The organism is Bartonella sp. TS25HLJMH (assembly GCF_042193505.1).
Classification (GTDB): Bacteria; Pseudomonadota; Alphaproteobacteria; order Rhizobiales; family Rhizobiaceae; genus Bartonella; species Bartonella grahamii.
Genome location: NZ_JBHILV010000002.1, coordinates 1 through 25,285, shown reverse-complemented (window position 1 = coordinate 25,285; position 25,285 = coordinate 1). Strand labels below are relative to the sequence as shown.

At 41.4% G+C, this 25,285-nt stretch carries 26 protein-coding genes and 1 pseudogene; 6 read left to right on the top strand and 21 right to left on the bottom strand.

The features are described from left to right. Positions 1 to 59 precede the first annotated feature (59 nt). A complete protein-coding gene (locus tag ACFINF_RS01305; protein ID WP_375619332.1) occupies positions 60 to 845 on the top strand; it encodes a DUF1499 domain-containing protein in 786 nt (261 codons plus the stop codon). Positions 846 to 1,781: 936 nt separating this feature from the next. Here ACFINF_RS01305 and ACFINF_RS01300 read toward each other — a convergent pair. Continuing rightward, entirely contained in the window at positions 1,782 to 2,078 is a 297-nt protein-coding gene (locus ACFINF_RS01300) for a hypothetical protein (protein ID WP_375619331.1), read from the bottom strand. Between the two features lie 255 nt (positions 2,079 to 2,333). Here ACFINF_RS01300 and ACFINF_RS01295 point away from each other — a divergent pair, with 255 nt between their 5' ends. Genes ACFINF_RS01295 through ACFINF_RS01285 form a run of 3 tightly spaced genes read left to right on the top strand, consistent with a single transcriptional unit; the run spans position 2,334 to position 5,780 of the window. Then, on the top strand, positions 2,334 to 4,001 hold the full coding sequence (locus tag ACFINF_RS01295; RefSeq protein ID WP_375619330.1) for a peptidase domain-containing ABC transporter: 1,668 nt from the start codon (positions 2,334 to 2,336) through the stop codon (positions 3,999 to 4,001). Further along, entirely contained in the window at positions 3,991 to 5,316 is a 1,326-nt protein-coding gene (locus ACFINF_RS01290) for an HlyD family type I secretion periplasmic adaptor subunit (protein WP_375619329.1), read from the top strand. The genes ACFINF_RS01295 and ACFINF_RS01290 overlap by 11 nt, the downstream gene beginning before the upstream one ends. Further along, positions 5,316 to 5,780, top strand: a complete 465-nt coding sequence (locus ACFINF_RS01285) for a toxin-activating lysine-acyltransferase (protein WP_375619328.1) — start codon at positions 5,316 to 5,318, stop codon at positions 5,778 to 5,780. The genes ACFINF_RS01290 and ACFINF_RS01285 overlap by 1 nt, the downstream gene beginning before the upstream one ends. 289 nt (positions 5,781 to 6,069) lie before the next feature. On the opposite strand, the gene ACFINF_RS01280 is transcribed toward ACFINF_RS01285, so the two are convergent. Next, positions 6,070 to 6,501: a helix-turn-helix domain-containing protein gene (locus ACFINF_RS01280; protein WP_375619327.1), complete on the bottom strand. Its 432-nt coding sequence runs from the start codon at positions 6,499 to 6,501 to the stop codon at positions 6,070 to 6,072. A gap of 190 nt (positions 6,502 to 6,691) precedes the next feature. Between ACFINF_RS01280 and ACFINF_RS01275 the strand changes: the two genes are divergently transcribed. Both ACFINF_RS01275 and ACFINF_RS01270 read left to right on the top strand, forming a co-directional pair. Further along, positions 6,692 to 6,973, top strand: coding sequence for a type II toxin-antitoxin system RelB/DinJ family antitoxin (locus ACFINF_RS01275; protein ID WP_375619326.1), 282 nt, complete (start codon positions 6,692 to 6,694; stop codon positions 6,971 to 6,973). 7 nt (positions 6,974 to 6,980) lie between these two features. Further along, a complete protein-coding gene (locus ACFINF_RS01270; RefSeq protein WP_375619466.1) occupies positions 6,981 to 7,262 on the top strand; it encodes a type II toxin-antitoxin system YafQ family toxin in 282 nt (93 codons plus the stop codon). A gap of 61 nt (positions 7,263 to 7,323) precedes the next feature. Here the strand turns inward: ACFINF_RS01270 and ACFINF_RS01265 are convergent, their stop codons facing one another. The 19 genes and pseudogenes from ACFINF_RS01265 to ACFINF_RS01175 form a co-directional block, all read right to left on the bottom strand. Beyond that, positions 7,324 to 7,542: a hypothetical protein gene (locus tag ACFINF_RS01265; RefSeq protein WP_375619325.1), complete on the bottom strand. Its 219-nt coding sequence runs from the start codon at positions 7,540 to 7,542 to the stop codon at positions 7,324 to 7,326. After that, positions 7,535 to 7,741: a hypothetical protein gene (locus tag ACFINF_RS01260; protein WP_375619324.1), complete on the bottom strand. Its 207-nt coding sequence runs from the start codon at positions 7,739 to 7,741 to the stop codon at positions 7,535 to 7,537. The genes ACFINF_RS01265 and ACFINF_RS01260 overlap by 8 nt, the downstream gene beginning before the upstream one ends. Then, entirely contained in the window at positions 7,674 to 7,901 is a 228-nt protein-coding gene (locus tag ACFINF_RS01255; RefSeq protein WP_375619323.1) for a hypothetical protein, read from the bottom strand. The genes ACFINF_RS01260 and ACFINF_RS01255 overlap by 68 nt, the downstream gene beginning before the upstream one ends. Next, on the bottom strand, positions 7,898 to 8,563 hold the full coding sequence (locus ACFINF_RS01250) for a lysozyme (protein WP_375619322.1): 666 nt from the start codon (positions 8,561 to 8,563) through the stop codon (positions 7,898 to 7,900). Before ACFINF_RS01250 ends, ACFINF_RS01255 begins: the two co-directional genes overlap by 4 nt. A 13-nt stretch (positions 8,564 to 8,576) precedes the next feature. Next, positions 8,577 to 10,454 carry a hypothetical protein gene (locus ACFINF_RS01245; protein ID WP_375619321.1) on the bottom strand — a complete coding sequence of 626 codons (1,878 nt, stop codon included), beginning with the start codon at positions 10,452 to 10,454 and terminating at the stop codon, positions 8,577 to 8,579. Between the two features lie 6 nt (positions 10,455 to 10,460). Then, positions 10,461 to 10,724 (bottom strand): hypothetical protein, encoded by a 264-nt coding sequence (locus ACFINF_RS01240; protein WP_375619320.1) that lies wholly within the window; start codon positions 10,722 to 10,724, stop codon positions 10,461 to 10,463. Positions 10,725 to 10,733: 9 nt separating this feature from the next. Next, positions 10,734 to 11,714: a tail fiber protein gene (locus ACFINF_RS01235; RefSeq protein WP_375619319.1), complete on the bottom strand. Its 981-nt coding sequence runs from the start codon at positions 11,712 to 11,714 to the stop codon at positions 10,734 to 10,736. After that, entirely contained in the window at positions 11,707 to 12,639 is a 933-nt protein-coding gene (locus ACFINF_RS01230) for a transglycosylase SLT domain-containing protein (RefSeq protein WP_375619318.1), read from the bottom strand. Before ACFINF_RS01230 ends, ACFINF_RS01235 begins: the two co-directional genes overlap by 8 nt. After that, on the bottom strand, positions 12,639 to 14,870 hold the full coding sequence (locus ACFINF_RS01225) for a hypothetical protein (protein WP_375619317.1): 2,232 nt from the start codon (positions 14,868 to 14,870) through the stop codon (positions 12,639 to 12,641). The genes ACFINF_RS01230 and ACFINF_RS01225 overlap by 1 nt, the downstream gene beginning before the upstream one ends. Beyond that, positions 14,863 to 16,722 (bottom strand): hypothetical protein, encoded by a 1,860-nt coding sequence (locus ACFINF_RS01220; protein WP_375619316.1) that lies wholly within the window; start codon positions 16,720 to 16,722, stop codon positions 14,863 to 14,865. The genes ACFINF_RS01225 and ACFINF_RS01220 overlap by 8 nt, the downstream gene beginning before the upstream one ends. Beyond that, complete coding sequence (locus ACFINF_RS01215) at positions 16,722 to 17,777, bottom strand: tail fiber domain-containing protein (protein ID WP_375619314.1); 1,056 nt, start codon at positions 17,775 to 17,777, stop codon at positions 16,722 to 16,724. Before ACFINF_RS01215 ends, ACFINF_RS01220 begins: the two co-directional genes overlap by 1 nt. A gap of 1 nt (position 17,778) precedes the next feature. After that, positions 17,779 to 18,162, bottom strand: coding sequence for a hypothetical protein (locus ACFINF_RS01210; RefSeq protein WP_041581411.1), 384 nt, complete (start codon positions 18,160 to 18,162; stop codon positions 17,779 to 17,781). Positions 18,163 to 18,203: 41 nt separating this feature from the next. After that, positions 18,204 to 19,661 carry a hypothetical protein gene (locus ACFINF_RS01205; protein ID WP_375619313.1) on the bottom strand — a complete coding sequence of 486 codons (1,458 nt, stop codon included), beginning with the start codon at positions 19,659 to 19,661 and terminating at the stop codon, positions 18,204 to 18,206. After that, positions 19,661 to 20,359 (bottom strand): hypothetical protein, encoded by a 699-nt coding sequence (locus tag ACFINF_RS01200; RefSeq protein WP_375619312.1) that lies wholly within the window; start codon positions 20,357 to 20,359, stop codon positions 19,661 to 19,663. The genes ACFINF_RS01205 and ACFINF_RS01200 overlap by 1 nt, the downstream gene beginning before the upstream one ends. Positions 20,360 to 20,431: 72 nt before the next feature. Next, a complete protein-coding gene (locus ACFINF_RS01195) occupies positions 20,432 to 20,890 on the bottom strand; it encodes a hypothetical protein (RefSeq protein ID WP_375619311.1) in 459 nt (152 codons plus the stop codon). A 19-nt stretch (positions 20,891 to 20,909) separates the two neighbouring features. Beyond that, positions 20,910 to 22,052 (bottom strand): N4-gp56 family major capsid protein, encoded by a 1,143-nt coding sequence (locus ACFINF_RS01190; RefSeq protein WP_375619310.1) that lies wholly within the window; start codon positions 22,050 to 22,052, stop codon positions 20,910 to 20,912. Positions 22,053 to 22,149: 97 nt separating this feature from the next. Then, on the bottom strand, positions 22,150 to 23,061 hold the full coding sequence (locus tag ACFINF_RS01185) for a hypothetical protein (protein ID WP_375619309.1): 912 nt from the start codon (positions 23,059 to 23,061) through the stop codon (positions 22,150 to 22,152). Positions 23,062 to 23,072: 11 nt separating this feature from the next. Next, the gene (locus ACFINF_RS01180) at positions 23,073 to 25,127 is read right to left on the bottom strand and encodes a portal protein (protein ID WP_375619308.1); all 2,055 of its coding nucleotides are present in this window, start codon (positions 25,125 to 25,127) and stop codon (positions 23,073 to 23,075) included. Then, positions 25,112 to 25,285, bottom strand: a pseudogene (locus ACFINF_RS01175) (PBSX family phage terminase large subunit); the annotation flags it as partial. The gene ACFINF_RS01180 and the pseudogene ACFINF_RS01175, both read right to left, overlap by 16 nt.

The following is a 25,285-nucleotide window of genomic DNA, read 5'->3' as shown; positions in this document are numbered from 1 at the left end:
CAAGATATGCACTCTGAAAAAACTTGGCTTATAGTTTACAATTGAGGGGAAAAAACTTCATGAAGAAGAGATATGTTCGGTTCGTTGCAAGAGCAGCAGTATGGTCCCCTCGATTTGGTGGATTGGCGTTCTTTATTTTATTATTTTCAGTCATTTTACAACGTTTTTCCGTCATTAACGTAACCGACTTCATAATTTTGATAGGTATCTCTACTGGCTGTGTGATTATTTCTCTTTTTCTTGCTGTAAAAGCACTTTACAGCTTATGGGTCTATGGAGCCCTAGGGGGAATGAAAGCTTTAAAAGGAATCATTTATTCATTAATAACTGCTACACCATTGATGTTATTTTTTGGACTTTGGTTTACCTTACCGGCTCTTTACGATATTTCTACCGACACACAAAGCCCGCCAGCTTTTTTTCGCACAATACGTCCCAGCGATGCTTTACCGCTCAAGAGTGTATTGACTGAACAAGCAGCAATACAGATCTCACAATGGCCAGAAATGTCGGGGCGCCGTTATGATGGTTCACCTGATCGTATTCGCGAATCTGTTCTCAATGTTTTAGCAGCCTATGATTGGCCTGTTGTGGCACAACGAGAGTTTAAAGGTGAAGAAAATGCGCTTTATATTGAAACAATGGCAAAAACTTTTTACCTTGGTTTCATTTCAGACATTATCATTCGTTTAACTGATGAAGGGGATACTACTTTTGTTGATATGCGTTCTGCTTCTCGTTATTTACCAAGAGATTTGGGAACGAATGCTGCTTTTATTATCAATTTTATGGATGCACTTGATACAGAAATCGCCTCACTTCCTCTTTCTGAAGATAATGAGTAGAGGCTAGAAGTATAGTAAGTTACATTTACTAAATTAGCTTATTTCAAAAATAAATTTTGAGACGTGCGGAAACGAACAAATCAGTTATCGTCTCTCGACGGCCATAAGCATTACTGACAAGTTCTTTGAACACCCAAAAGCAACTTATAGCCTCTTTTTAGCGCGTGACATATAGATAAAATATTTGAATTCAAATTCTAAACTTAAATACTATAATTGATTTTACATATATTTTTTATGCTCAGAAATCTCATCATAAAAGTAGGAAAGAAGACTTCTCTAATAAGGAAATTAAGCATTTCTTACAGGCTTATTTTTCCAATGAAAATAGAAAAATATATCTTCATCAAGAAAGATGAAATACATTTATCATAAAATATGATGCATATGTAATATAGTTACAGAAAAAAATAAACAATAAAATACACATAAATTCATCTGTATTTTACAATAAATGATTATTTCAATTTTATAAAGAAATTTCATAATAATAAAAAAAATATATATTATTACAAATAATAGAAACTTATTTAAATGAAAATAATTTTTTATCAAACATAACTTAAATATAAATACTAATATCTAATATATTTAAACGCAACATAAATAAAACAAAACGCCAAAAATAACAAAAAGAACCCACTAAATGTCTTAATTGCTTCCTTTATACTATTTTTCCAACTGTCACCACTGTATCTATAAATTAATGAAAATGAAAATATAAAAATAAATATTGAAAATAAAATATCAAAAACATTATAAATTAATAGTGAAATAAGATTATTACCAATATACATAATAAACACCCGAAATGAATTTTTTATATAAAATATTATAATGCTATATATCTATAAAATAAATAAAATTAGACATATATTTATAAATATATGTCTAAAAAATTGATTTTTAAATATATTATTAAGAATTATCTACAAATCAAAAAATGTCAACGTGATGACCACACTCCTGAAACTTTTTCATAGGCCCTATAATAAGCCCTGCATCTCTGCCCATTTTATAACCTGCATATCCACCCGCTACAGCGCCTGTAACCGTACCCCATGCACCAGCTCGCGAGCCAGCGTATCCTCCATACAGAGCTCCCGCAACTCCTCCGAGGAGTCCTACCTCAATCTTCTCTGTTTGCGCGGCATGATAATAATCTTTAATACCACACGCTGTAGTTGAATGTGAACTGTTGTGTGAATCATGTGACGAGCTTGAACTAGCCATTTTTAGTCTCCTTTTAATTATTAAAAATAACTGTATCATAATGATGCAGCGGGAATTTCATTATTATTCATTTTATAATAAGTCAAACATAATTTGTATAAATAACAATAAAAATACTGCATAAACAATAAATACATTATGTTTATATTATATTTATACAAAATGTATATTTTGTATAAATATAATACTATTTACAATACTGTTTAAATATGCGACATCCATCGCTCTTTCTCTTAAACAAAATCATAAATTCAAATGAGTCATTCACAAGAAAAACTAGTATCGTTCTCTTGGTTTACAAGAACAACAAAGAAATATATCTATTATGTCATCGAACTCAGTTGCGTTGCTGTTGTTTTGCGTTTGCTGGGCTTGGTGAATCCTTTTATTTTTCAAGCGATTATCGATCGTATTCTCCCTTTTCAGCGTATTGAAAGTCTCTATGCTATCGTTGTCTTGATGGTTGCTATCATGCTGTTTAGCACTGCTCTTAGCACTCTATCAGGCTACTTAGGTGCTTATTTAGCCAATCGGCTTACGCTAGAATTTGGACGGCGCATTTACACCCATCTTTTAAGTCTCTCCTTGCCCACTTTACGCCGTTGGCAAGTGGGGGAACTGTTCACGCGAATCGGAGAGGTTGATACAATTCGCGGTTTTCTAACAGGAACCATCGCCACAACTGTTCTAAATGTTCTGTTCGCAATCATTTATCTTGCGGCACTCTTTTCCATTAGTCCGAAACTGACCTTTATTGTCCTTATTGTTTTACCCTTGCAAATGGGCTCTTTAGCACTAGTCGGTCCCTTCTTGCGCCGCCAATTACGCCGTGCTTTCACTCTGCAAGCTGCCCATCAATCGCGCCTCATTGAAAGTTTTACCAATCTTGAAGCCATAAAAGCGCATGTAAAAGAATCTGCTCATACGATACGCATGCAAGAAACTTTAGCTCGTAGTTTAGATCAAAGCCTTACAACCAGTAAATTGCATCTTCTCAATGGAGCCATGAGTCATATTTTTGGTGATCTTTTCACTATTTTTATTATCTTTTTTGGTGCTCAGGCAGTTCTTCAAAACCAGATTACGCTAGGACAACTTATTGCCTTTCATCTCCTCGCTGGAAATGTTTCTGGTCCTATCTTAAGCCTTGCATCCCTATGGGAAGAATGGCAGCATTTGAAAATCTCTCGTCTTCGTTTGGGCGATATTCTTAACTCCCCTTCAGAATGGAAAGAAGAAAAGCCGCCTCTTCAACTCAGCGCTCCTCCTCATCTTGAAGCCAACGATCTCTGTTTTTCTTATGGAGATAAGTCCATTATCAATCATCTTGATGTCTGTTTACAACCTGGGCAACCGATTATGTTACTTGGTCCTTCAGGGTGCGGAAAAACAACCTTGGCGAAGCTCCTTTGTGGACTCTACCCCCCAACAAGCGGAAAGATATTGATTAACGCCCAACCTTTACAGAATTTTGATGTCCGTAGCGTGCGTAAAACAATCGCGTATTTTCCTCAAAATCCTTGCCTTTTTTCCGGAACTATTCTTGAGAATATGCTTCTTGCTAAACCAGATGCCACTAAAGATGAAATCGACGCTGCACTATATGTTAGTGCTTGCCATGATTTGATTGCTCAGTTGCCTTTAGGACTCAATACTCAAGTAGGAGAGCAAGGTGGTTTTTTATCAGGTGGTCAGCGCCAACGCTTGGCTTTGGCTTGTTTCTTTCTGATAAATCCAAGCCTGCTTATTTTGGATGAACCTACTTCCGCATTGGATGACGCTGTCAGTGCACAAATTGTTGAGCATTTATATAAACTTTCACAAGATCGTATTGTTCTTGTTATTACCCACAAAAGTGACCTCTTTCCTCGGCATGCAACCGTCTTAAACTTTACTGATTTGGAGGCAAAAAATGGCAGATAAAGCTCCCTATTTGCGCCCTTTGTCACCAACGCTTCATATGGTTGTTGCTGTTTTGGTCACCTTATTTCTCTTTATTGTGATCGGCAGCTTTATCGCAAAAACAGAGATTGTTGCACGGGGGCAAGGAAGTGTTATTCCCACCGCTTACGTTCAGCTGGTCCAAGCGCAAAATACAGGACGCATTGAGAAAATTCTTGTAAAAGAAGGGCAATTTGTTCATCAAGGCGATCTCCTTATTCAATTAGATCCTCGTGAAGCCCTCAATGAGTGCGCACGTGTTCAAGCAGATATCGCGCAACAAACTCTTCAAGCACAAATCGCAACAGCTATTTTAACAGCTTTACATGAAAGTGATCCTTTGGATAAAGATTTTGTGACCAAAGGGCTTGCCTATCTGCCAGTTCCTCCTTCTGGCAACACGACTGCAAGAATAGAAGGGGAAAAACTCATTAGCGCTACCCTTCAATCTCTCCAAGATAAATTAAGAGCGCTAAAAGCACAGGCGGACCGCGTCGAGCGCAGCGGTGCAACACAACATGCGCAATTAGATAGGTTGGAAGATGATCGTCAATTAAGCCAAGGGAAATTAAAGGCTGCAAAAAGCCTAATGGAAACAAAAGTCATTAGCCAAGCAGTTTATTTAGAGCGTTTACATGACTTTAAAAATGTCGAGCATGAAATTTTAACCAATCAAAGACGTTTGGAAGAAAATGCCGCCGAAATAAACACCCTCCGCCAACAACGGAAAAGTCTCATTTCCGATGAAATCGCCCGCTATCGGCAACTTTCGCGTGAAACAGAACTGAATCTTCAAGGATTAAAAGCAAAGCTTGATAGCACTCAATACCATCTTGACCACTTATCACTTTATGCACCTGTTGATGGACGTATCGATGATTTAAGTATCCATACTTTGGGCGGCTTTGTAGAGGCTGGTAAAACTCTCATGCGCATTGTCCCTGGTGCCGGCGGACTCATTGTCGAAGCGTTTTTTGATAACAGCGATATCGGCTTTTTAGAAAAGGGCCAACGCGCTTACATCAAGTTTTCTGCCTTTCCGCCTGAACGTTTCGGTGTTATCCACGGTACAGTCGTTAATGTAGGCGCTACAGCACGCTATGATAAAGAAATTAATGGTGTCTACGCTGTTTTAATCAAAATTGACCAAGATCACATCACTTTGAATAACAAACAACTTAAATTTATCCCTGGCATGACTGTGACAACGGATGTCATTACCTCAAAACGGCGTCTCATTTCTTATTTCTTTGAACCTATCACCAAAATTTTAGAACAATCTCTAAAGGAAAGATAATGTCTGTAAATGAAAATCCATCACCATCACTCATAGATCCTCTTACAGCGTTAGGAGCTATGGTTGTTTTAATGCTTACATCTCCCTTATACCGCCGCTGGCGAATCTGGGATATCGAACGAAATTTAGGACCAGCTTTACAGACTGGGCAATATAAACTCTATAAAAATGAACGTGGAGAATTTTGTGCCTTTATCACTTGGGCTTTTTTAGATGAAAAAAATCATCAATCTATGCTTGAAAAGGGAGAGCTTTTGTCCGATGCGAATTGGCAAGGCGGAGAATATATGTGGTTTATTGATTGTGTGGCACCCTATGGACATGCTGCTGGTATGGTACGTGACATGCAGCGGCATGTGTTTCCTAATCAGCATTATTGCTACGCTGTTCGGCGTAATGAAGATGGTGGAATACGGAAAATCACCCGCTGGTGTTGCTATAGAGCAAAAAATCCAGTCAAATAGTTTTTCTAAAGCAAGTGCGCATAAATCATTTCCCCCTCGTCTTGTAGAAAAGAATCTTTTAAAAGAGCTTTTTGAGCAATAGCTATAGTAAAAGAAAACCTTACCATATTTAGAGCTACCCCACTACAAATGGGTGTTTTTCAGCTTACCAGACTTGCTATGAATAGCAACAAATGGTTAAGGGAGTAATCCACTCTCAAGCTGAACTTTGATTAACTAATTTCACTAGAATTGGCTGGGGTACCTGAATTCGAATCTAAATTTAATTGCAATAATATATTGATTTTATTTATATTTTTTTAAGGTTAGGGACCATATAATTAGGTTCGGGAATAGGATTTTCACACTTTCCTTTACAAAGCGCATTCTTTTTACCAGCTTTCTCTAATAATTCTTTTAATAGTCCTAAATCTTCTTCTGAAATAATGTTTATCAGTCTAGAAAACATACCAACAGCTTCACATCTGAATGTATCAGAAGGCTTTATAGTGAAACTTTTGCGACAAGCATCCGATTCTCTTCTCAAAATTTCTGCTACCTCTTGATCTAAAGTATAGAGTTCAATTATCTTTTCCTCCAGTCCTACAGGAACAGACTTTTTGCCAATTTCTACAGATGATAAAAATGCTACAGATATATCTAATTTTTTAGCCATATCTAAAAGGCGTTCTGAATGATCAATGCGGAGTTTGCGTAAGGTTTTACCAAATGGTGTTGGCATCTAAAAAATCCTATTAAAAAAGAAGCTCTCTCGTGATTCTAGCAGAAATTCTCAGGTTTTGGTTAGCTCCTTTTAAAAATTGACTTCCTACCCTCCTTAATACACAAGGTTGTATAGCATGACGGATAAATCTCTTGACATAGGTTTGAAATGTAGTACATTGTAGTACAATTAAGTAGGAGGTTTAGTAATGGGAAAAATTCAAGCCCGCATACCTGATGAAGTTCAAGAAATTGCAAGTGCAGTTATTAAGTCTACGGGTTTAACTGTATCGGATGCAGTGCGCATGTTTATGACCCGCATTGCTAGAGATAGAGCATTACCACTTGATCTATTCCAACCAAATCCGGAAACATTACAAGCTATCGAGGATGCCGAAATGGGACGCGTCAAACGTACATCATTAGACGGCTTAAGGACCATGATACGTGCAGATAGAACCGAAGCACGTAAATCTGAAAAGCAAACCTAAGCTTGCTATGCGGGAAATTGTCTATACTCGGTCGTTTCGGCGTGATCTCAAACGTGAAAGCAAAGGTAAATATGCTAATGCACTAGAGGAGGATTTGCTGCTTGTGGTCAAAGCGTTAGCGGAGAATGAACCGCTAGAGGCGCATTGGAGAGATCATGCACTAACAGGTCAGTGGCGCAATTGTCGTGATTGTCACATAAAGCCGGATTTAGTTTTGATCTATCGAAAGCCAGATGCCAAAACACTAGAGCTTTTACGACTTGGTTCCCATTCTGAACTGCGTTTATAATTGGATCTCCAATTCATAGTAATAAAGAATTTTACGAAATTTTTTCTTTTATGACAGTTGTTCAGTTCTTTGAAAACCACTGCTTTAAATGTGCGAAGATATTATCTATCGCATCCATGAGGCGTGCAAAATCAAGGATAAGCAAAAAAAGAAAAAATGCTATCCACTTCATGAGACGCGACATCATTTTCACGCTTTGATAGGTGATGATCATTTCTTGAAGCATTTCTTTTTCTGCTTCTGTAAGCTCTGTGTGTTTTTGGGATTTTTTTCTAACCATGTTTCCACCCACACAAGCGTTGACCCTGCTTGTTATGCTTTAAGATCTCTCTTGCTAAGTTTGAGCTAATGGTGTTCAGATCTTGCTGTTTTAAATAAATTGGCAACCAGCCAACACAAGAAGAAACATATTTATTTGTCGTGCAACCAGTTAGAGAGAGCAGCACGCACATCAGCATCATTTTTTTGATTAACTTCACTTTCCACCTCCAACCGTGTTGTGGCTGCTTTTAAAGCTTTTTCTGTTTGCTTTTGTTGCTCTGCTTTTTTCCCAAGAGTAAAAGCTCTTGCTAATGCAATAAAAAAAGCGGCTAAAGCCGCGCTTGTTAGCATCAGATTTCTTTTCATCCATAAGATCATAGGCGGTGCTCCTGAAAGCGTTTAGCAACAAAGAAAATACCAACACATGCGGCTAAAACCATAATGGTTGCTAAAGCCCATTGGATTGGTCCATTGCCTGCTAACAAACCACCAAGCCCAGAAAAAGAACCAATAATCGGTGCAAGTGCTTCTGCTTTGAGAAACCCTGTTGGTTGTTTCATTTCTACTGTTTGATAATTAGAAGAAACATAAGCCCCTTTTGCCCATAAGCCTGCCTCTGCTACACGCCGGTGTACAAGACCTTGTAAACGTTTTCCTCCCGCTTTGGTCCATTTTTGTAATTCGAAGGGAACGGCTTCATAATCCCCCCGATTAAGCCTTTTAAGCAATGTAGAGTTTTGGAAAGCTGCAATACCCACATTATAACAAAAGGAAACAAGAGCGCCGAATTGTTCATCGCTTAAATTCACACAAACTGCTTTTTCTACCGCCCTCTCATATTGCCGCAAATCTGCTAAAAGCATGGTTTCGGCTTTTTTTTCCGTAATCACCATACCCTCAACAACTGTTGGTTTACCGGCTTTTTTAGTGTGACCATAACCAATCGTCCACACGCCAGAAGCATCTTGATAAGCCTGTAAGCGCAAACCTTCCCACTTTTTTAAACAGTATAAACAGTCTTTACTTATTTTCCGTGCCATTGTTCCATTCACCTTATAAATATACCTTTATGAGTACTGCTCCATCACCGCCATCGCCGCCAATTTTGTCGCCTCCGGATTTCCCATCGAAATATCCCCCGCCGCCGCCGCCAGCTCCATTGCCGCCACGACCACCTCTACCACCTTTGTAACTCTCACCACCTTGCCCCATGATAGAACCCTTACATTTACCGCCACCGCCGCCGCCACCGCCAAGAAAAGAACTTCCTCCGGTACCAGCTCTCTTGCCGTCTATTCCACTCCCGCCACCATTACCACCAGAAAAAATAAAGCTCTCACCACTAGTGCCCCCTCTGTTTCCTCCTCCATCGCCGCCTTTCCCTCCAAAGTTAACGAGAGCCATGGAGACGGAATATCCTCCTTCTGCAGTAACAAGTCCTTTGATCATTGTTCTACCACCATTGCATAAAATGTTACTGTCATTGCCTTTACCACCACGACCAATGTAAGCTGTTTTTAATTTATCTAAATCAGAACCTTTCATTTTAACATGCACGCATTGACCGCCGCCGCCGCCGCCATCTTTAACGCCACCACCTCCACCGCCCCAAGCCCATACTTCGATATCGGTGTCAGCAGTAATACCATCAGGCAATGGAATATCTCCGCTTTCTGTCATCAGAATTTCAACAGGTTTTCTAACCCCGCCACCATTGTTGCCGCTACTACCGCCGCTGCTATTGCTACTATTTGCTTTGATTGAAGCCATCAGTTTGGCTGGTGAGATAAGTGCATCCACTGTCTTTGTGCCATCAATCCAGTCTTTTTTGGCAAGAGGTTGAATGAGATCAACTTTTTTCTGTACACTCTGCGCTATATCTTGCGCTTTATAGGCTGTCGTTTGTGCAACAACAGCAGTAGCGTTTGCATCCGTAGCATTCGTTTTTGCAACATTCGCTGTATTGAATGCACTCTCTGCTACCTCTTTCGCTTTGCCCACAACACTGAAACATTCTTGAACTGTGTTTTGTACTTTATCCGCTGTTTCTTGTGCGACACTTGCCACAGCTTGTGCCCTCTCACCTGTTTTTTGTGCAACCTCAGCAGTCGTTTTCGCATCTATAGCGTGAGCTTTTGCATCTTTCGCTGTCCTTAATGTACTTTCTGCAACGTTCTTTGCCTCAATTGCTGCATCAAGCCCTTGTTGTGCACTTTCTTGTGCGTGCTGTGCCACATCTTCAATTTTATCAATTTTTGCAACCTGTGCACGTTCTTGAGGGGTTAAAATAAGATGCGTATTCCCCTCTTTCATATTCTCCATATCAAAGGCATCTTTTTCTATTTTATCTGGATCATAAACTGATTTTGACATACCAACAGACTTTGAGCCTACAAAATAACGAATGGTATTTTTGAGATCTACCGGAGATATGGGATAATAAACACCTTCATCTCCCCTCCGCCATTTTTCCATCGTTGGCTGCGTAGAACTCAACCATCGTAGCTTTGATCTTTCCTCTGTGGTTAAGATCTTTTTGGTAGGACCCTCGTGCATATTTTCCATAGAAAATGCATTTGCCCCCACATTGTCGGGGTCATATGTAGCAGCCTTCATATCGCCAATCCCTAAAGGCGATATTTTTACCCAGCCAGCGCCTGATAAAATCGCATTCTCATGCGCTTCACCACTTGCTTCAATATCGTTGATTGTGACCTTATCTTTGTAAGCAAGAGCTCCAATATCTCTCTTTGCAACAGCATCATCAGCCTTTTTTCCTTGAGCAGCGGTTGCAAAATATTCTACCTCATAAGCTGCTGCACTCCCCACTGAAACGGGTGCAAGAGCCTTACTATCTAAAACACCTTCTTTGACTTCTTTCTTTGTTGCTGGTTCAAGCTTAAATATATGCGTATGATAGGGTAATGGCATCGCACTTCATTCCTTAATAAGTTTGTTTTTGAGGTTGTGGGGGATGAGAGACTGTAATTCATCAATAAGTTTTTGCATGGTTTCTATGCGTTGATCTGTTGCTTCTTGATACTGTGCAAAAGCGCTTAAAAGATCATGCTGTATATCGTTTTTGACAAGATCAAGCACCTTATTTAAGGGTGCATGAACCATTCTATTGCTTGCATAAAAAAGGACGCGGATTTGCTCCGCGTCCGCAATATCATCAATAGCAGACGGATTATTGATCATCTGAAAACCTTATGATTTTATGGCATAAACAACCGGTGCATTAACAGGGCGCGTTTCTGCCTCGCCCGTTGAAGAAAGTGTTATCTTGTGCGTGTGCATTCCAGCAGGTTCTGTTATCCCTGTAAGAGTTTGATAGTGATAACTGGGGTTCCTCCTGCCAATATCATTGGCGCTCCATCCAACTCCAGCATACTGAAACTTGTGCGTATGTTGACCTGCCTCTTCAATGGTACAAGCATGTGTATGCGATTTAATGCTGTCTTTTTGCACCTCTGCGAAGTCTCTATTTTGATCTAAACCGCGCCCATTATCAAAGCCGCGTAAAAACATTCCTCTAAAGTCTGGAACTTTAAAGGTTGTATCGCTGTTTTTTCCCCATTTATCCCCTATTGCCTTGAATAATTGCGGATAATCCTTGCGTTCATAAGTAGCGCCATCACATAAAAGCCAGCCGTTTGGGACTTCTTGCATAGCAAAGGTCGCAATAAACCCTGAAGGAAAGGTTTCGACCTTTGGTGGTGGAATGGGGGTAGGGTTTAAAAGATACCAGCCATCAAGACCTTTTGTTGATATGCCATCATTATAGACTATTTCATAAATACCACCCATTTGTAACTCACCACCTGTCAATGGTACTATTCCCGTGCTGGTGGCTTTATAGAGTGGCTTTGCTCCTATATTATTCATGTTTATTGTTGTCGTACCAATATTTATACCACGCGCCTTAAAGCGGATAATGATATCGTTTTTATATTTTGCTATCGGCGAAACCGTCGTCAACGTAATTGATGTTGTTTGTTCCTTTCCATTCACAATAAACTTTGAGTCAAGAGAACCACCATTATCGGCAAGATATTCACGTATACGCTGCATCATGACCCGCGCACTATCATTAACAGAACTAGGCGGCTGCCCTTCTGCCCAATTAATGATACTATCGGAATTGGCATTTTGATCAGCTGTGAGTGACCAGTCATAAATATCAGACATGATAAGCCCCCGTTCTTCTTAATAACTCTTCGCGCAATTGCTCTTCTTTTTGCCGCCCATAGGAACCAACAGATTGCCGCCTAGAGGGATCAATGAGAGGTGTTAAATCTGTAGGTCCCCCAGTCGATTGTGAGAAACCCGCCATGACTGGTTGCTGCAACATTTGTTGCTGTACCATCTGTGCCTGCTGTTTTTGTCTTTCTCCATTCTCTCTCATTAAATGAAGCAAGCCGGAAAAGCCCTTTTTAAGAGCACCTGCATCAATACCTTGCCCTTGCAATGGTGTGGTTACCATAATCTGTCCTGTTAATTGGTTGCCCCCTTGATCACCTTGACCCACTTGATTACCTTGAAGTGTCTTTTGAAGCCTCTCAAACCCACGCAAAGGACCCACCTCGTTTGGTGCTGCTTGTCCATTGCTTTGGTTTTGCTGTATCGTTCTCTTCAAAACATCTCCCGTTTTATTATAAAGCCCATAAATATGATTCATAAAATCCCCTGCTGTAGCTTCCATATTGCCACCATTGAGTGTGACTGCCTGTCGACCTAAAAGCTGGCTTGCTGGAATATGTGGATTTTTGATAAGCTTTACTGCCCCTGCTGGTCCTTGTTGGTGTGCGAGGTAAAGCTCTGCCTCTGATGGCTCTCTGCCTAATGCTGTAGCTAAATAACGCGTATTATCCTTCGTTAACCGTGCCATAGCATCGGTTGCTTGAAAGGGATCAAACTTGTCATTCAGTTGATAGTGTTTTGCTGTTGAATCGAGAAATTGATACAGTCCCCCTGCACTGCTGTTCTTATTTCTTGCATTTGGATTACCATTACTTTCTATCATAGCAACACGTTCAAGAAAGCTTTCTGGTAAACCATATTTTTGTGCTGCCTGTGAAATGGCACGCTTCACTTTGGGATGAAAATTGATCATTAGTTTATAACCGTTCTATCAACACTGCTATTCAAAAGAATGCCAATAAAATTGAAGAATTTTGTGTGGTCTTCTTTGGTTATTAAGCGTTTCTTTTCTGCTTCATGAAACTTCTTAATTAATTCAACAGCTTTTTCCCTTGCTAACCCAAAATCTCCTTTTTCCCGCGCTGTTATAAGCGCTGCAATATCTCTCTCAGTATCTTTATGGACGCTTGAGAGTTTGCGTCCAAATTTCCCTAAGAAATTTTTTACAACTGCCTTGATGAGACCAATCTTTCCTACACTCACCGCTTGTTCTATTGTCTTTTCTTCTACTTCACCCATATGGTTTGGCAATCGTGCAAAAAGCTTTGTTCTTTCCACTTCTGGTCGCAACATTTTCATAAGCTGTTTTGCTTTATCCTCACCATAACTCCGCTGCAATTTTTCTTGACCATTTTTTGTGTCAAACAAACTCAAAAGACTGTGTTCAAAATTCTGTGCATTGCCTGCCGCAGTTTCTATTTGTGACCGCATCCCTTTTTGAAAAGCCTCTTTTTCCATCAACCCCAAATCTGAAAGTTGACTGTTGATTGTATCAAGATCAACACTCTTATTCAGTGCTTTTTTTCCTTGCTCCAAAGCATTACCGATAGTACGCTCGTCATAATAAATTTTCCGTGCCTTAATATATTCTGGAGATGATGTATCCAAAACGTCCAGAATGCGTTGTTTGAAATCAGTCAAATCTCGAGCATATCCCCATTTTCCTTTGATACGTGCAGAATTAATTTGATCATCCAAAACCTCTTTCATCTTATGTAAAATTCGCATATTCAGCTTTGGATATCCATTGCTCCCTATAACTGTTGCATCCGCTTCATTTGGCATTCGCGCAATTGCTTTTTTATAGGCTTTTTGGAAGGCAGGAGTTTCTTGCAACCGCGATAAATCTTTACTGACAGCATTAGAAATAGGAGAAGCTTTCGCCCTCTCATAAAATGGTTCAGCCTTGTTCTGTGCTTGTTTGATAATCTCTTGCTTTAAATTAAGCGTATCTACTTTTGGACCCATCACATCTGTCAACGCATCCTTAACCCGCAGTGCACTGGCATCTTGTCTAGCTCCCAAACGATTATTCACGAGTGAATAGGTATCGGGGTCTTTTTTTGCTGCTTCAAAAGCTCTCGCAGCAAGCCCATCATGAAGATCAATAATCATTGAATCAGGACCACGCTGTTTTAATGCCCTTTCAAGCTTATCAACACCTTCATCCCCTAAAGTTTGGCTTACATTCCTAAGCGCTCTATCGCTTATCTGAAATGCCTCTTTTTCTACAGCTTGTGTTATTGGTTCAGTTTTACCAAACAATTTTCCAACTGTGTTTTTGAGAGCCGCAGGTGTTTTTTTCACAATAGCAGGCGTTTTTTTAAGTGATCTTGTCGCAAAAGATGTTGCTTTTGATACACCACTGGCAACAAATGGTGTTGCAACGCCTAACCCTGCACCAAACCCAGCAGACACTAGAGTATCTGCAAGCCCTTCCCCCTCACCACTGCCTGCTATTCCACCATAAATGGCTCCAGTTTTTGCTGCACGCCCCAAGCTAAATTTTGCCGCCTCTTTACTTGCTACTGCTTTCATTGCTGCTTCACCTGCAGCTTTTGCCGCTGCCCGTTCCGCACCCTCTGCTAAAGCAGATTGCACCGCCCTTTCTCCTGCTGCTAAAGCTTTACTGGTTAGTTGTGCTCCTGCAACACCAGCTCTACCTCCCAGCACAACATCAGCCCCAATTGCCGCACGAGTAGCAGCAGGAGCGCCAAGACCTGGTATTAGAAAAGGAATTGCAGCACCCGTTAAATTCCCCGCAAGAGATAGATAAAAATGATCTCGATTCGCCGCTCTTTGATAGTCACGCCATCGCTTTGTCACTTCATTATATTTTTTAACTGCTTCTTCATCTCCCATCCAATAATTAATAGGTCCCAGAGGTCCCGAAGCGAATACTCCAGCTATTTCATCATCATACCCCATAGTTAACCCATGAAGAGCTCCCCATCCAAAAGCACCCGCTGCACTTGGATGTGGACCATCTTCCTCTGTTGCACCATTATTTCCTGTAACAGAACCACTTAGCCTTTCCTTATTCTTCGCGAAAAGCTCTTGAAGCTGTTCTGGTGTATAGTCACTTATATGCCCAATGACTCTTGTGTTTTTACGATTAATAAGAGGGGGGATTACTTCAGCCATTGGTTTGTTTCTCCTTAATGCGTCCATCTCTATCAACGAACAACATGCCTTCCGGCAATGCTTCTATCTGTTTTTCTAGTGGATCATTTGACTGTACATGTTTTCCCTTATAAGCATCTTGCCCATAGGCTGCTCGAACGAGCTCGCTTGTTGCTTCTGCACCACCAAAAAGAATTGCGCGCGTTGCTGCATTGGATTTATTGAAAGTGTCAATAACTGTTTTTAACGACTTCTTCATTTGCTCTGCAGAAAGATCTTGATACAGTGCCGCTACAGAGTTTTGCAAGGCTTGCAATTCCATATTAGACAAATTTCCAAAGCCAGATGCACCATTTGGTGAAAATGCCTTTGCTTTTCTCAAGGCATCAAGCCCGATACTCGCCTTTAATGAATCAAGCATATGCATAAAATCTTTTGCCTTAGAATTAGGAAGGAACGACATTATAGGACCAGTGAAACCAACAACATGCGGATTTTCCTCAACAATCTTTAGCAATTCTTTAGATGCCGAGAGTATACGATTTGATCTGTCTGCTGTTTCCAAAATTCGCATTTGCATTTGTTGGTTTTTACGCTCCTCCTCCTTCTGTTCTTGAATTAATTTATATTCTGCACCACTGCCTGCAATTGGCACCGCACGTATGCCACCAAGTGTATTTTCGTCCTTAACATACATATAACCTGATTCAGGCTTTGACAGCATGTTATCAGTATTCCCCCCTAATCCAGAAGCAGTGGAACGCTGTCCTCCTTGGACAGGTATAATTTTCCCTGTGCTTGTTGAGACTTGGAAAGTCATATCCTCAGGCAATCCCTGCTCTGCCTTTTCTTCTGATGTCAATGTTCTATAGCCTTCTTGAGGGCTTAACGTGTTGCCTATAACTTTCATGGCAAGATCTGGATATTGCACAAGGGCTTGTGCGTCTTTATCACTATATCCTTTAGAGCGTAAAAACTCAAAAATTGGTCTATTTTGAGCACGTACATTATTGCCCTGCCGCATAACAAGTGCCGCATTTGAAAAACTTTCTTGCGGTGTTTTTCCTGATGCAAGCCCCGCAAAAAAATCCATTAAATGCTCGGAAAATTCTGATTTTCTAAAACGCTCCCATAAGCTACTTGGATTTGCATCTTTATGGATAAAATTTCCAACTGCGTTTACATAATCGGTTGCCTGTTCGGGCTTAGCACTTGCTTTTAAATGCTCCTCTTCTGGTAAGTGTGCATTCAAATGTTTTTCTTCTCCTATAGGTGCCTCAAAAAGCTTTTCCTCATCATTTCCAGAATCGTTTTTCAAAGAGTTTTCCGCTATAGATTTCTCATTAAGTTGAGCAATATAATCCATCACATCTTTTTGCTGTCGACCAGCTTCATCCCCACTAGACTGATCAATGTTCGCAACAAGTGGAGATTGAGGAATCATTGATGCAACACCTCCCTGCTCTGAGAAGTCATGCTTTTGTTGCTCTGGCGCCTCTTGTATCTTAACAGTATCCTTTGAAACATCCGGTAATGGAGGCATTTGGCGCTTTAAATCATCCGTAGACATAATCAATTCTGCTGGCGTTTTTTTCCCAGCTTGTTCTGTCCCTGCTTGAGAACCACGAATAAGCTCTGTAGGACTCAATTTTTGTGGAGTATTATCCCCATTGCTCGCATCAAAAGGGTTTGTGCTAAAAGCAGCGCGTTCTAAAAAACTTGGCTTGTATCGCCCTTCCAACGGCGTGCTTGGAGGCGTAGAAAGCTGTTCGAACAAATGCTTTGGCAATTGAGGCATGACCTGATACATCAAGGGACGCAAAAATTTTGGATCAAACAACTTTAAAAGAGAATTTGTGTTTTCTTGTTCCATCACTGCACCCTTTCCATCTCAAAGCCAAGCTTGCCATAATCCACATGCAAAAAGCCTGTCGCCTTATGCAAGAAAACAGCTTCAGGTTTTGACTTCAAAACATCCTGCGCCATCACCCCACGATAGCGCTCTGAGTGCCCCTTGTAATTATACTCATAGAGTTTGTGTCCATCTCGCTGCCCCACTTGCACGATATTTTCTTTCGCTCTGATATCACTAAGCCCAGCAAAAGTACCAAGGATAGTTCCAACATTTCCAACAATCTCCCACGGATTAGGTTTTGGCTGTGGAGTCAATGTCGTCATTTGTCCTGTTTGCGTTCCATAATTTCCAGCAACAGCCCCACCAGCTGCGAGCAACTTACTTAACTGGTCCCAATCAAGATTGTTCTGCTGCTCCCATTTTTGCCGCTCTTCATCCAATTGTCGTTGATGATTGGCATCAAGTACACTCCCTCCCGTCAACGCATTAAGATTTGCCTGACCTTGACCTTGAAAGAAGTTATTGGCGCCCGCCAACTGATTTTGGTTTGCTTGGTCAATGAGACCATTGGCATTCATCATATTGTTGACATCTTGGTTATATTGCTGTGATAGAGCTTGTGTTGCTATGCCCCCCAATTCATTAGCCAAAACCCCAGTATGCGCCCCAGAACCATAACGCCCAGCACCTGCCAATGAACTATTAATAGAGCTTGTTGCCTTATTTAATGTGTTTTGAAGCGCTTCATCAAAGTAAGGGTTATTGCCTATTTGTTGCCCTGAAGCCATGTTCTTTAAGTTTTGGCTTGTTGAATTTTGCCCTGTGGCTAATCCATTTAAATAATTGTTATCATAGTTATGCGTATTATTGCTAAGCCCATTAATCGCATTCTTTGTTTGATCACTTAAACCCGCAACACGCTGCCCGTCATAAACGGCTTTTCCGCTGCCTTGGTTATAAAAAGTCATGGCATCTTGAGCTGCGTGTTCAAAAATACCTTTTGCCCATGCAGGGGGTTCATTTGTTTGCGTCGTGTTTTGGGTATTCTGGATTGGTTTAGAACTTTTTCCCATATTAAAGCTGCTTTCTATATTCTAAAAGATTAACGAAATATCCATGCGATTTAAGAGATTTTTCCCACCCTCGCCTGCCTATGATGACAAGCTCTTTTGCCCCTTTTTTCTTGTAATAGGCTTCAATCTGAGTGATAAGCTTTGTTAAGGGCGCTCCTCCCTTTCCACCAAGCGTGACAATAACCGCCCTTAATGCTCCAGTGACGAGTTCTTGTAACTGTGTTGTGACATGCGCCATAAAGTTTTCATGCGCATCAACGATAATCCAAAGAACTTTTTCTCCCTTCAAAATATCGTTTAAAATGGTCTCTGTATTATAATCATCAGGGAATTTTTGATTAAAGTAAGCTATCGATTTTATGACATTCTCAAAATAGGGCGCCATTTGTTCAGCGCTCCATTTTTCTGTATTATAGATCTTAAAACTCATCTTATGCCCGCGGGTTTGAGCGTTACATCAAAGCCTGTTATATGCGTCCATGGCGTGCCTTCTGGTATTCTCAGACGCAAAGCGTGATAACGCGCCCGTGAGCGGATATTATACATCCCAATATTATAGCCGGCATAACGCTCTTTAGCCCAATTTAATTGGTTCTTGTTATCAATGATAAATGCCGCCCCAACACTTAAAAAACCTTTTGTTGTATCCGCTTGAACAAAAGCCTCACTCATCAGGTTGATTTGCCTGCCCGTATCCCCCACAATTTGTGAAGCAATAACGGCTTCCATCGGAGGACCTGCAAAAAAACCAAATGTGTTGTCTGGCGTAAAGGCTCCCAAAACAGGCGCACCATTTTGCCACATTTTACTATCAAGAGAAGCTGGTAAATCTTTCAAGCTCTCTTGTACTTCGTCTAAGCCTTCTAATGTATAACCGGCTGCAAAAAGGGGAAATAAGAGAAGGTTCTGCCCCTTAATGACACTCCATATTTGTAAGAGCCAATCATAAACATAAATATGCATCCCTTCAGTGTTATCGTTGATAGAAAAATAAACACGAGAATAGACCGGATCAATACATGCTCTCATCTCATCAATGGCAAAATTATTGTAAAGTGTGAAGATAGTTTTATCGACTTTTCCAAAGCCTATAGGGAGCATTTCACCAGCACTGTTGATTTGATAAAAACCATCATCAGATGCAAAGAAAGTACAGTCTCCACGGCTTGCAATTGCTGTGCTGCTTTTCGCCCCTATTTTGTCTTTTATTTTTGCAAAACTGAAGATAATTCTAGAGCCAGGTACAAAGGTTGCGTGATAAATGGCGGAGCGCATGAAAATAAGTGGATTTGTTGATTCCGTAGACCCTTGAACATATTCTCCATCGGGAAAATCTTGATAATCGCAACTTTTCTCCCCAACCGTCCAATGTGTCGCATCATTCAAACCTGACCACTGAACACGGTTTGGCTTATCTGTTAGTTGCATCAGGCAAACAAAATCACCCCACACACGCACAAGTCCAGCACGCGGGGGATTACCGCCCACATCACAAAACCTTTCCTCCGTTTTTAACGAAAGCATTTGTGGTGGGTCATTGCTATTAACAGCAATGATATGATCACCAAAAGAGGCAAAAGACCAAAGCGCAGTCTCATTGGCGTGATATTGTGTGTGAGGTTTGCTAATGTCTTTCCAGCCGCGCGTGCTATTGTCATATTCATAAAGCTTTGTTGGTGCACCCACAATGATGCGCACACCACCCAATGAGCGCACAGCATAGACCCCCAAAATCACATCCGGAAAAGGATCTGAGACCGGCGCAACCATAGGAAACGGAATATACGAATTTGGTGCAGGCAAAACATTCACGATCTCACTAGAATAACCGCTATTAATAAATGCGGTGTCTGGTCTATATTCAGCAATAGGGATAAAGGTCATCAGAAGTCCGTGTGTTGAATTTTGAACAGATTTTTGCGCCGCGAAGTCTCAATTCTCAATGCATCTAACTGCTCTTGAAACATGGCAAAAGCTGCCGCTGCCATCTGTGGTTCTTTAATAATATTGGTATAAATTTCATATTTTGCACGCGTTTTGATCAATTCATAGGCTTCACAAAACCATATGGACGCTTCTTGTGCACTCTCAATATCTTTTATTCTTATAGGGTCAAGAATAAGCCTGATAGAATAAACTCGCTCTGGTGTTGGATACAAGACAAGCTTTTGTTCAAAATAAGCATAGCGTGTAGGCATGCCATGGCTACAATCATCCTCAAGGCTCTCAATAACAAGCGGATCTACCTGCAAAAGCTTTGCTTTGCTGTGATTATCTTCATAAATATAAGCATCAACAATGCGAACAGCTCCTGTTATAGAGGGATGTGCCTCGGCGCCATAACGGCTTTTGCCCTTTAGAGTGGTAAAAACAACTTCACGGCTTTCATTGAAATAAAAAGGCAATCGTTCACAAAAGCGAATAGCCGAAAATATCGCCCTTTGCACTTGATCAACATACTCATCTGTTTGATCATCTATTTCATCCTGAATATCGTTTAACATCTGGATAAAATTTTTATCCCAAGGAGCAATGGTCTGTTTGTCTCCAATCGGACCACCTGTCTGTACTATTATTGTCATATCACCCTCTTCCAAATGTCTTGGGGCATCTTGTATGGTAGGGGGACGCAAGCAATAAACGCCCCCTTGCCTTTAACGATTAGTGTAAAACTCAACAATCACCTCAGCATCACCTTTGGTGCTTTTCTTGTCTCGTGTCATGTAAATCGTATTTTCAGCTTCTAATGGAACATCTCGTTCCTCCATGGGTATGTACACATTGCCATTGGTAGATTGTGTAAGCCTTACATCTCCATAATCATTATCATGAGGCTCTTTTCCAAATGTAGCTTTTACATCTTCAAAATCCTCCATGGGATAAGCTGTAATACTTTTTATAAAAGCCCCTCGGGGTAAAACGCCAATTTTCGTTATCAACCCTTGGTCTGTACATTTAACACGCGCCCGTAAATAACTAACCTGCTGCGTAGAGTTGTTGCGTCCTTGCAAAACAGGTGGCAATCCCTCATCTGTCATGCCAACGGTTTCAACAGTCTCAACGGTTTCAACGGTTTCATCAGGTTCCTGTGTAATTAGCGATTTTTCTGCCATAATTGTCATCCTTTAATAATTAGCTTGCTTCAGCAAAAGAAGGGATAACAATCGTACCAAAATCTTGTCCCCCTTGATCAGAGTGCGGCAAGGTATAGCGTGACTTTTTCATGCCGATAATGGTTTTAGCTGCAACCCCAAATTCACGTTGATAATCAAACAATTCTTCAACAAGTTTATAACGTGTTCCCCCTTTCCCATCGCCTCCTGTTGCTCCATTGCCAACGCGCCCATAAGCCATGATAACACTTTGCGCACCAAGCAACACAGCACGGCGAACAGATGTTACAGGCTCTTGTGTCTTTGAATTGATACCATTGGGGACATGTTCAGCTTCACGTAAGATAACTCCATTATACATCCCCAGAGAGCCCTCAAAAATTGGGTTCTTAGCTCCAGAGCCATCATAAGCTGCCTTGGTAATGTCTAACCATTGCCCGCTCTTTGTATTGGTACGCAATTGGGTCACCTGTGTTGGGTGGAGATACATCACATATGCCGATTTTCCATCAACACGAACAGGGCGCAAACGTGGATTAGCAAGTTTAGCGCGTTCAACAGCCCGATCTATAAGATCTAATGTAAAAACATCGTCTTTTGTAAGTTCTTCATCAGTCTTTTTCTTATTGGCACGAATAATACGCAGTTTGCTTGGCTCTAATGGAGCATTAAAACCATAATGTACGGGTTTAAGGGTTATGGTGCGTCCTTCGAAATGAATCCACGGTGCTGTATAACCTGCTGCCTGAATGAAGAACATCAAACTTAAGCGATCTGCATACCAATCAACAAGCCCATCCTTTGCTTCTGTTCGTAAATTAAATAAAACACGTTGTTGATCAATGGTGCCTTCATATTTTACGCGTACAGCATGAGAAAGCTCGTTAATACGCACCGTTTCATTCATAAATTGGAGTGCTTCTTCATTGCCTTCCAGCGTTTGTCCCTCGCTAACGCCATCCCCCATAAGTTGGACGCGTAATCCGCTCGTCACAGAGTCACCAGCAGATTTTCCTAGCATATCCAATACTTGAATAATGCTGTTTTTGCCTTTTCCCATCAGCGGTGCAATAGGCAACGCTTTTGAGGTCTCTGTGTTTAGCATCTTAGCCCAAACGCCAACGGCTAATGGGTCATTAAGATTTACCTGTGTTACTGCCATTTCAATCAATGCCTTTCTTGGTTTTTAAAACTCGCCTTGCGGCTCCCCCAAACGATAACAATCACTTGGTTCTCTCTGTTGCGTCACCACGCACATCTCACGCTCTGCTCATAATTTGTTCAAATTTTTCGGGATTTTTCTCAACCCATACAGCAAATTCGGCTTCTGGCATGGAAAAGAGCGTTCTCACATCCATACCGCCGGTTGGAACTTGCCCGCCGCGCGCTGTAAGCGTCCGCGCTGCTTGAGAGCGCTCTTGAAGGGCTCCCACTTCGTCCTTAACGGGCGCTCCACTATAGCCAAAAGCTTTTGCTTTTTGCACCAGCACCTCAATTGGGTTTATACCGGCTTTCTGACACTGCTGGCATATTTGGCGCAATTCAGCACCAATTTGTTGTTGCCGTGCCTGAGGGTCTTTCCATTGCGGATAAAGGCTTGCTTGCGCTTGTAAGACACTGTCTGCTCTTTCATAGAGATAGTCCGTGATACTGTCTAAATCTGGATATTTATCTTGTACCTGCGCTTTGGCTTCCTCGAAATAATCCCCCAACTTTTGGCGTTCATATTCCTCTTGACTCATGCGCTCTTGGCTCTCTCTCATATGAGAAAACTCATCAAGCAATTTCTGTTGTTCTTGTACCTTATGACTAAGCCATGCAAAATGTGCTTTTGGGTCGTCTTCTAGGGAGGGAATATTTTCCTCACGGCGGCGCGTGATTTCTTCCTGCATTGCGGCATATTTTTGCGCAAGTTCAATAGCCAATTCACGCGCTTCAATGGCGCTTTGTTCTGCCTTTTGGCGTGCTTGCCGCTCCTGCTCTAGTTTATCAGATTCTATTACATCAGAATTTGGTTGCTCTTGAAGTGGTTCTACAGCTGGCTGTTCAGAACTTTCCTCTGCATCAAAAACTTCCTCAACTTGTTCAGGCTCGACCAACTCAACAGCATTATCGCTAGAAAAATGTTCATCATAGATTGCTTGTTCTTCAGGCGTAAACTCTTCTTCCATATTCTGTCCCTTCAACGTGCTATTATATTTTTTGTCAAAACTCGATAGTGTTCCAACTGTGCCTGTAAAGCTTTGCGTTCTAAATCACGCTGCGCTATCTCATTTTTTGCCTGTTGCAACTCAAGCTGCATCCGCGCTTGTTCTTGCTTCAAGAAAAGTTCAATATTTTTCTGCTGCAATGCCGCTTGTTTCTGCTGCGCATCAAGTTGATAGAGTGTGTTCTTTGCTTGTGCTTCCTGCTGTAAAACAGCAATCTTTGCTTGTTGCTCTGGAGTTAATTGCGCCCCTTGGCTTTGTTGCATCATCTGTTGTTGCTGTTGTTCTTGTTGTGCCTGCTGTGCTTTTGCCGTTAAATTTGCTACCAATGTTGCCGGTAGTGGGGAAAGCTTTAAAAGATCTGGAATCATCTCCGGTGTTAAGAAACCACCAAGCAACGGCAACATCTGCGTAATTGCCGCAAAAGTTTTCTCTTTTTCATTGGGGCTTGTCGGTGAATCATCAACAATAATGTCATACTCAAGCGTCGTAACAGCTTCACGCGTCAACGGCACATATTGGGCATTCTCTTGTCCAGAAATACGTACCAGACGCCCATCAGAGAGATAATTCTGGATAAGATAAAGAATAATCTTTCCCTGCCTACACCGATAAAGCTTGAGATTATCAAACAGCCCCGCAAGCAAATTAAGCGTTGATTGCCGGCGTGTATTTTCCAACACATTGGCTTGGTTGACCTCCCGTGTTCCGATAAATTCAGCCGATAACCCTGTTACATGCGTTATCGCTTCACGCGATTCATTAAACAGCTGGAAAAATCCATTGGGAAATTGTGCACTTGGCTTTGGTTGAATTTTCCCTCCTGTAAGCGCGCCATTTTTAACCCAAGTAATCGTATCCGTTCGCGCCCAGCTTTCCATGGCTTGGCGATCATCATCGAAAGCGCCTCGTTCTGCCATCAAGCCGCCCTTAGACTGGCTATTAAGGATATACATCACTTGGCTAAAATATTTATTCGACCATTTTTGTGGGTCTTTCGCGGGGCGAACAATCCCGTAAAACTGGTTTTTAAGCTTATCCAGCGTGCCCGTGATACACTCCCACCCAAGTTGCCCATCAGGTGCTAATGGCTTATCGGGATTTGCTAAAAGACGTCGTCCCAGAAAAGCGCGTCTCACCACTTTTTTATTAAAACACACCCCTTTTAGTTGTGGCATTACCCTTTGAAGCTGTTCAAACTCCTGTTTGCTATAGTTGCGCATCTGACCTGTTTGAAGATCAGGTGCCTTGTAAGTGGTCTCATATTCAAACCAACGGCATTCAACCAGCGTAACATAGCGTTTCCCAGAATACGGATCTGAGAGAGAAGTCGCATTGGAGTCATCTTGATACGCATCAAGCGACACATGAGAATCCTCAGAAGCGGTTGTACTATCGATAGCCCAATCGGCGTTAAGATCTTCAACAGCAACATCAGGAAAAAGACTTTTCGCATCCTCAACGGATTTGCGATCAACATACCACATACGCTGTGCGTCAATGAGATTTGGTCTTACAGCATTGGCATCCCAAACCATTTTTAAGGGATCTAAACGTTGAACAGCGGGTATCCCTTCGGGATCTGTATCATAATCAAGCCGCGTATCTGTCCAGCCCATACCGCAAATAACCATATCCTGAAAAGCATCGGAATCGGCATATTCCGCCTCTGCCTCATCACGAAACCATTCTGCTGCTCCAGTAAGCAATTCATTGGGTATTGCTGCTCCCATTTGCCGTGGTTGAAACTGTACTTCGCGCTTATTATTACGCTCCGCCCCAACAATAGCATTCACAAGGGGTGCAATGCGGTTAAAAGTCATGACAGGACGGCGTTGCTCTTTTAAAACCGCAAGATCTTCCTCTGCCCATTGACGACCATTATAAAAATCAAAATCTTCACGCGCCTGTTCACGCCATTCATTGACATGTTCAATATCTTCTGCGTACCAAGACTTTAAACGCTTATAGATTTCATATTCATCGAGGATTGTCGTTTTTTGAAAGTCTTGATCTAGAATGCCATCCATGATGCCGCTTCTCTTTCCATAGTGCAATAACGCTCTTGCTTGGGTTTGACACTGGGTGCTTCATAGACAATGCACATTAAACCAAAGGCATCCGCCCCATGACTCGACCAATCATGCTCTGCACCCAAACCAATGCCGCGCTTCTCATCCCATTTCTC

What these genes read in the sequence shown, in the direction of transcription:
- ACFINF_RS01300 (WP_375619331.1), bottom strand. Translation starts at nt 2,078, where the DNA reads ATGGCTAGTTCAAGCTCGTCACATGATTCACACAACAGTTCACATTCA.
- ACFINF_RS01205 (WP_375619313.1), bottom strand. Translation starts at nt 19,661, where the DNA reads ATGACCTTTATCCCTATTGCTGAATATAGACCAGACACCGCATTTATT.
- ACFINF_RS01195 (WP_375619311.1), bottom strand. Translation starts at nt 20,890, where the DNA reads ATGGCAGAAAAATCGCTAATTACACAGGAACCTGATGAAACCGTTGAA.
- ACFINF_RS01285 (WP_375619328.1), top strand. Translation starts at nt 5,316, where the DNA reads ATGTCTGTAAATGAAAATCCATCACCATCACTCATAGATCCTCTTACA.
- ACFINF_RS01185 (WP_375619309.1), bottom strand. Translation starts at nt 23,061, where the DNA reads ATGGAAGAAGAGTTTACGCCTGAAGAACAAGCAATCTATGATGAACAT.
- ACFINF_RS01190 (WP_375619310.1), bottom strand. Translation starts at nt 22,052, where the DNA reads ATGGCAGTAACACAGGTAAATCTTAATGACCCATTAGCCGTTGGCGTT.
- ACFINF_RS01225 (WP_375619317.1), bottom strand. Translation starts at nt 14,870, where the DNA reads ATGGCTGAAGTAATCCCCCCTCTTATTAATCGTAAAAACACAAGAGTC.
- ACFINF_RS01250 (WP_375619322.1), bottom strand. Translation starts at nt 8,563, where the DNA reads ATGGCACGGAAAATAAGTAAAGACTGTTTATACTGTTTAAAAAAGTGG.
- ACFINF_RS01210 (WP_041581411.1), bottom strand. Translation starts at nt 18,162, where the DNA reads ATGGCGCCCTATTTTGAGAATGTCATAAAATCGATAGCTTACTTTAAT.
- ACFINF_RS01180 (WP_375619308.1), bottom strand. Translation starts at nt 25,127, where the DNA reads ATGGATGGCATTCTAGATCAAGACTTTCAAAAAACGACAATCCTCGAT.
- ACFINF_RS01230 (WP_375619318.1), bottom strand. Translation starts at nt 12,639, where the DNA reads ATGATCAATTTTCATCCCAAAGTGAAGCGTGCCATTTCACAGGCAGCA.
- ACFINF_RS01240 (WP_375619320.1), bottom strand. Translation starts at nt 10,724, where the DNA reads ATGATCAATAATCCGTCTGCTATTGATGATATTGCGGACGCGGAGCAA.
- ACFINF_RS01295 (WP_375619330.1), top strand. Translation starts at nt 2,334, where the DNA reads ATGAGTCATTCACAAGAAAAACTAGTATCGTTCTCTTGGTTTACAAGA.
- ACFINF_RS01245 (WP_375619321.1), bottom strand. Translation starts at nt 10,454, where the DNA reads ATGCCATTACCCTATCATACGCATATATTTAAGCTTGAACCAGCAACA.
- ACFINF_RS01220 (WP_375619316.1), bottom strand. Translation starts at nt 16,722, where the DNA reads ATGGAACAAGAAAACACAAATTCTCTTTTAAAGTTGTTTGATCCAAAA.
- ACFINF_RS01215 (WP_375619314.1), bottom strand. Translation starts at nt 17,777, where the DNA reads ATGGGAAAAAGTTCTAAACCAATCCAGAATACCCAAAACACGACGCAA.
- ACFINF_RS01255 (WP_375619323.1), bottom strand. Translation starts at nt 7,901, where the DNA reads ATGATCTTATGGATGAAAAGAAATCTGATGCTAACAAGCGCGGCTTTA.
- ACFINF_RS01200 (WP_375619312.1), bottom strand. Translation starts at nt 20,359, where the DNA reads ATGACAATAATAGTACAGACAGGTGGTCCGATTGGAGACAAACAGACC.
- ACFINF_RS01280 (WP_375619327.1), bottom strand. Translation starts at nt 6,501, where the DNA reads ATGCCAACACCATTTGGTAAAACCTTACGCAAACTCCGCATTGATCAT.
- ACFINF_RS01265 (WP_375619325.1), bottom strand. Translation starts at nt 7,542, where the DNA reads ATGGTTAGAAAAAAATCCCAAAAACACACAGAGCTTACAGAAGCAGAA.
- ACFINF_RS01290 (WP_375619329.1), top strand. Translation starts at nt 3,991, where the DNA reads ATGGCAGATAAAGCTCCCTATTTGCGCCCTTTGTCACCAACGCTTCAT.
- ACFINF_RS01270 (WP_375619466.1), top strand. Translation starts at nt 6,981, where the DNA reads ATGCGGGAAATTGTCTATACTCGGTCGTTTCGGCGTGATCTCAAACGT.
- ACFINF_RS01235 (WP_375619319.1), bottom strand. Translation starts at nt 11,714, where the DNA reads ATGTCTGATATTTATGACTGGTCACTCACAGCTGATCAAAATGCCAAT.
- ACFINF_RS01305 (WP_375619332.1), top strand. Translation starts at nt 60, where the DNA reads ATGAAGAAGAGATATGTTCGGTTCGTTGCAAGAGCAGCAGTATGGTCC.
- ACFINF_RS01275 (WP_375619326.1), top strand. Translation starts at nt 6,692, where the DNA reads ATGGGAAAAATTCAAGCCCGCATACCTGATGAAGTTCAAGAAATTGCA.